The sequence below is a fragment of the Candidatus Methylomirabilota bacterium genome (assembly GCA_035260325.1).
Taxonomy (GTDB): Bacteria; Methylomirabilota; Methylomirabilia; order Rokubacteriales; family CSP1-6; genus AR19.
Map to the genome: position 1 here is coordinate 1 of DATFVL010000264.1, position 4,312 is coordinate 4,312.

4 protein-coding genes are annotated in these 4,312 nt (G+C 75.4%); all 4 read left to right on the forward strand.

Features of this window, described 5'->3' with window-relative positions; all coding sequences use genetic code 11:
- Window positions 1-149: 149 nt before the first annotated feature.
- Window positions 150-1,253 (forward strand): glycosyltransferase family 2 protein, encoded by a 1,104-nt coding sequence (locus VKG64_17045; GenBank protein HKB26744.1) that lies wholly within the window; start codon window positions 150-152, stop codon window positions 1,251-1,253.
- The gene (locus tag VKG64_17050) at window positions 1,250-2,524 is read left to right on the forward strand and encodes an NAD(P)/FAD-dependent oxidoreductase (protein ID HKB26745.1); all 1,275 of its coding nucleotides are present in this window, start codon (window positions 1,250-1,252) and stop codon (window positions 2,522-2,524) included. The genes VKG64_17045 and VKG64_17050 overlap by 4 nt, the downstream gene beginning before the upstream one ends.
- Window positions 2,518-3,708, forward strand: coding sequence for an ABC transporter permease (locus tag VKG64_17055; protein HKB26746.1), 1,191 nt, complete (start codon window positions 2,518-2,520; stop codon window positions 3,706-3,708). Before VKG64_17050 ends, VKG64_17055 begins: the two co-directional genes overlap by 7 nt.
- A gap of 1 nt (window position 3,709) precedes the next feature.
- The coding region (locus VKG64_17060; protein HKB26747.1) for an ABC transporter ATP-binding protein at window positions 3,710-4,312 on the forward strand (603 nt) is incomplete at its 3' end.

Genomic DNA, 4,312 nt, shown 5'->3' on the forward strand with positions numbered 1-4,312 from the left:
GCCGCGCGCCTTGGCCGGCACGCGGGCGCGGGACCGCTCGCCGTCGCCGCGGCAGCGCTCGGCGCGCGCGTGCACGGCCCGGCCCTCGTCCACGCCGTCGCCAGGGGTGGAACGCATGTTGCCTTGATCGTGCGGAGCCACGACGCACCTTGAGCAGGCCACGCACGGAGTCCTCCGGTCTCGCGGGCCCCGCTCCAACGTCCGTCCTCATCGTCATCCCGGTCCTCGACGAGTCGGCGACGATCGGCCGGGTCGTCCGGGGGGCGCTCGCCCACGCGCCCGTGCTCGTCGTGGACGACGGCTCGCGCGACGGGAGCGCGGCGATCGCGCGCGCGGCGGGCGCGGAAGTCGTGCGTCACCCGCGGCGCCTGGGCAAGGGGCAGGCGATCCGCACCGGTATCGCGGCGGCTCGGAGCCGCGGGGCCTCGCTCGTCGTCACGCTCGACGGCGACGGCCAGCACGACCCGGGCGACCTCCCCGCGGTGCTGGCCGCGGCGCGGAGCGACACGCTGGTGATCGGCGGCCGACTCGGCGACGCGCGCCGGCTGCCCCCCGACCGGCTGAACGCGATCCGCGTCGCCAGTTTCTTCGTCAACTGGGCGAGTGGGCTCGGGCTCGAGGACACGCAGTCGGGGTTCCGGGCCTACCCGCTCGCGCTCTTCGACGAGATCCGCCCACGGCGCGGCGGCTTCGTGTTCGAGACGGAGGTGCTCGTCGCCGCCGGGCTCCGCGGCTGGCCCGTGCGGGAGGTGCCAGTGACGACGGTCCCTCGCGCGGGCCGGCGCAGCCGATTCCACCCGATCGGCGACGGGGTCGCCATCGGCGCCTACCTCGCCGTGCGCACCCTCGCCCGCTGGGGCCTGGAGGCACGCGCGGCCGGGGCGGCGCTCGTCGCGCCGTTCGGGGCGACCGCGCGCCGCGCGCGCCACGAGGAGGTCCTCGGCGAGGCCGCGCCGCACGCGGGCTCGCCGGGGGCGTGGGCCCTCGCGCTCGGCGGCGCCGTGCTCCGCCGCCTGGTGGCTGGGCTCGCGGCCGGGTGGCGCGACCCGCGCCGGCGCCAGGCGGCGCTCGCCGCGCGGGCGACGCTCGCGGCCCCCGCGCTCCTGGCGCTGCTCGTCGCCCAGGCGCTCGCCGGGGAGCGCGACTTCACCTCGCCGCTGGTGACGTGGCTCTGCTCGCGGGACCGCCTCGACGTGCCGCCGGCGCGCGAGCCGCTCATCACCCTGGTCGCGCCCGAGGAGCCGCGCCCGTGACGCGCGCGGACGGCTACGACGTCGTCGTCGTGGGCGGCGGGCCCGGGGGCTCAACGACGGGCGCGTTCCTCGCGCGGGCCGGGCGCCGCGTGCTCCTCTTCGAGCGCGAGCCGTTCCCGCGCTTTCACGTGGGCGAGTCGCTGCTGCCGGCGACGCTGCCGATCCTCGACCGCCTCGGCGTCCACGGGACGATCGCCGAGCGCGGGTTCCAGAAGAAGATCGGCGCCACGTTCCACGACCAGGAGACGGGGCTCGAGCACACCTTCTACTTCCTGCGCGACAAGCCGTGGCCGAGCTACTCCTACCAGGTCCCGCGCGCGGAGTTCGACGCGGTCCTGCTCGAGCACGCCCGGAAGCTCGGCGTCGACGTGTGCCAGCCGGCCACCGTCGAGTCGGTCGCCTTCGACGCGGGCGGCGTCACGGTGACCGCGGCGAGCCACGGCCGGCGGACGGAGACGCGCGCGCGCTTCCTGGTGGACGCGAGCGGACGCGCCGGGCTCCTCGCGCAGAAAGTCGGCAGCCGCAAGCGGGTGCCGAACCTCGGCAAGGTCGCGCTCTTCGCCCACTGGCGCGGCGCCTGGCGGGCGCCGGCGCCCGACGAGGGCAACATCCGCGTCTTCGTCTTCGAGAGCGGCTGGTTCTGGTGGATCCCGCTCGCGGGCGACCGGACGAGCGTCGGCTGCGTCATGCACGCGAAGACGGTCCAGGCGTGGGCCGGGCCGCGCGAGGCGCTCTATCACGAGATGATCCGGCGCTGCCGCAAGGTCGCCGGGCAGCTCGAGGGCGCCGAGCGGGTGACCGAGATCCACGGCGAGGCGAACTTCTCCTATCGCAACGAGCCGGTCGTCGGCGACCGCTTCCTCGCCGTGGGGGACGCCATCGCCTTCGTGGATCCGATCTTCTCGGGCGGCGTGCACGTCGCCATGCAGTCGGGCGAGCTGGCGGCGCGGGCGATCGACCGGGCGCTCGCCGACGGGCGCTTCGCAGCCCGGCGCTTCGAGGCGTACGAGCGGCGCGTGTGGGGCGGGCTCCGGCCGTTCTTCAAGTTCATCCACAAGTACTACGAGCCCGCCTTCTTCGAGCTGTTCCTGCAGCCGAAGGGCGCCTTCGGCATGATCGACGCGGTCCTGAGCGTGGTCTCGGGCGGCTCGTTCCTCGGGATGCGCTGGCGGACGCGGGCGTCGCTCGCGCTCCTCTTCTCGATCGCGCGCGTCAACGTGTGGGTGCGCCGGCGCGCCGGGCGGCCCGTCGAATCGCGCCTGGAGTGGTAGGGCTGGGCCGGATCCTGCGTGGCTACGCGTTCACGATCGCCGGCATCGCGATCGGCGTCGCCGGGCTCGTCGCGCTCGGCGCGATGAGCGAGCGGATCGTCCGCTTCATCGAGGGCGGCGACCGCTTCGTCCTCGGCCAGATCTCCGTCGCCGGGCGGGGGATGGGGATGGGCACCGGCTTCACGGCGGGCGGCCTCCTGCCGGCGGCGACGATCGGGAAGCTCGCCGAGGTGGACGGCGTCGCGGGAGTGCAGGCGCAGGTCATGCTCCCCCTCAATCCCTCGACCTCGCAGTTCATGACGCTCACGCAGGAGCTGGTGCTCGGCCTCGACCTCGCCGTGCCGATGCCGAACCGCCACTACCGCGGGCTGCCCGTGCGCGCCGGACGCTTCCTGCGCGCCGGTGACCGGCGCGTCGCCGTCGTCGGCGCGTCCTTCGCCGCCTCGCGCGGCCTCGCGGTGGGCTCGCGGCTCGACCTCGAGGGCAAGCCGTTCGAGGTCGTCGGGGTGCTCGACCGGATGCTGACGGCGCCCGACCGGTTCGTCATCGTTCCGATCGAGGACGCGCGCGAGCAGTGGGTGGCGAAGGACAAGCTCCTCCAGACGCTGCTCGCCTCCGGCGCCGCGGCGCTGACCGCGGCGGACCTGAACACGGGTGCCGCCGTCGGCTGGCGGGACGGCGAGGACGCCGACGCGGTCGCGCGCCGCATCCTCGCGCGGGTGCCCGGCGTGAACGTCCAGCTCCCGAGCGAGCTCTCGTCGCTCCTGCGCTCGTCCACGGCGTTCTTCTCGGCGCTCCTCGCCGGGATGGGCGTCCTCGCGCTCGTCATCGGCGGGCTCTCGCTCGCCAACACGATGGCCGCGGCGGTCTTCGAGCGGATCCGCGACTTCGGCGTCAAGCGCGCCCTCGGCGCGACCGACTGGGCGCTCGGCCGCGAGGTGCTCGCGGAGTCGCTCGCCGTGACCCTCGCGGGCGGGCTCGCGGGCATCCTGCTCGCGCTCGCGCTCGGGGTCGCGGTGGACGCGCACGCGGCGCGCTCGGGCCAGCAGCTCTTCCACTTCTCGGCGCGCCTGCTCGGTGGGGCGCTCGTGTTCTCGGTGACCCTCGGCGCTCTCGCCGCGGCATACGCGACGTGGCGCGTCGTGAGCCTCTCGCCGGCCGAGGCCATCAGGCGAGGGGCGTAGCGTGCTGCGCGCCAGCGGCCTCGCGAAGACCTACCGCGCGCCGTCGGGCTCGCCCGTTCCGGTGCTGACGGGCGCCGATCTCACCGTGAAGGGGGGCGAGTTCGTCGTGATCACCGGCCCCTCGGGCTCGGGGAAGAGCACGCTCCTGAACGTGCTGGGGCTTCTCGAGGACGCCGACCGCGGCGAGGTGTGGTACGTGGAGGAGCGTGTGAGCGCGCTGGGCCGGAACGCGAAGAGCCGGGCGCGCGGGCGCTCGGTCGGCTTCGTCTTCCAGTCGTTCCTGCTGCTGCCGTCGCTGACCGCGCTCGACAACGTCCTGCTCGCGGCGCGCTACACGGGGCGCGACGGCGTCGCGGCGCGGCGGCGGGCGCTCGAGCTCCTCGACGAGCTCGGCGTCGCGCACCGAAGCGAGCACTTCCCGCCGCAGCTCTCCGGCGGCGAGCAGCAGCGGGTCGCCTTCTGTCGCGCCGTGCTCAACGAGCCGCCGCTGCTCCTGGCCGACGAGCCCACAGGCAACCTCGACGACGCCAACGGCGCCGCCATCCTCGACGCGCTCCGCGCCCGGGCGCGCGCCGGCGCGGCCGTGGTCCTCGTGAGCCACCGG